Below are 1,230 nucleotides of genomic sequence, written 5' to 3' on the forward strand. Positions count from 1 at the left end.
GCTCTGGCCCGTGCACCGCGCCCGCCGCCCCCGCTCCCGCGCCGCCGACGCGGCCACCGCCGTGGTCACCCTCGGCGTGGCCGCCGGCGCCGTCGTCGTCGCCGCCCCGCACGCCGTGGACCTCTCCGGGCACCGCCCCTTCGTGTGGGCGGTGCCCTTCCGGGTGCCGCTGGGCGTGGGCCTGGCGGTGGCCGCCGGCGCCACCGGCCTGGCCGGCCGGCGCTGGCCGCGCGCGCTGCCGGCCGCCGCCGCGCTGGCCGTCGTGGCCGCCGCCTCCCTGGTGGTCACCGCCCAGCGGGGCCTGGGGGCCGGGGAGCTGCCCGCGGCGCGCCCGGGCGACGTGACGTTCCTGGCCGCCAACGTGCTGCACGCCGGCGCCGACCGCGACGCGGTGGCCGCCCTGGCCGTGGACACCGGCGCGCAGGCCGTCTCCCTGCCGGAGTCCACGCCGGAGTACGCCCGCGACGTCGCCGGGCGCATCAGCGCCGCCACCGGCACCGGCGTGCAGGTCTTCTTCACCGCCGACGCCGACGACCCGCGCGAGGGCACCGCCCTGCTGGTCTCCGACGCGCTGGGGGAGTACCGGCAGACGCAGGAGCTGACCGGCGGCAAGGGCGTGGCCACCGCCGTGCCCGTCTCCGGCGAGGGGCCGCCCCTGGCGGCCGTGCACACCAGCGCCCCCGTGCACGGGCTGCTGGCGGAGTGGGCGCGGGAGGTGCCGGCGGTGGCGCGCTGGTGCGCCGAGCACCCCGGCGCCCTGGCCGCGGGGGACTTCAACGCCACCGTGGACCACCCCGGCCTGGCGGACCTGCCCGGCGGCTGCGTGGACGCCGGCTCGGCCGGCGGCACCGGGGCGCGCGGCACCTGGCCGGCGAACGTGCCCGCCGTGCTGGGCGCCACCATCGACCACGCCCTGGGCGACGGGGCCGCGTGGAGCGTGGTGGGCACGAGCGTGCGCCAGGTGCGCGGCTCGGACCACCGGGCCCTGGTGGCGCGCTGGCGCCCCACCGGCGCCTGACGCCCCGCGCCCCGCCGGGTCCTCACCGTGCGTGCCTCCCGCGGGCCCGCCCGTCACGCGGCGTGCTCCGCGGGGAGGACGGTGCCGGTCCCGGCGGGGATCTTCGCCCGATCGGCCCCCGGAAGGGGGGTGGTGGCCCTACTGTCGGGGCGCGGTCGACGCCCGTCCCCCCCGGAGCGAGACCGACGCCAGCGTCGCCGCCGGTCCCCCCG

At 81.6% G+C, this 1,230-nt stretch carries 1 protein-coding gene; it reads left to right on the forward strand.

Annotation, left to right across the window (positions count from 1 at the left end):
* The coding region (locus GTR00_RS21205) for an endonuclease/exonuclease/phosphatase family protein (protein ID WP_166613485.1) at positions 1-1,018 on the forward strand (1,018 nt) is incomplete at its 5' end.
* Positions 1,019-1,230 lie beyond the last annotated feature (212 nt).

It is taken from the genome of Kineococcus indalonis, from assembly GCF_009906395.1.
Lineage (GTDB): Bacteria > Actinomycetota > Actinomycetes > Actinomycetales > Kineococcaceae > Kineococcus > Kineococcus indalonis.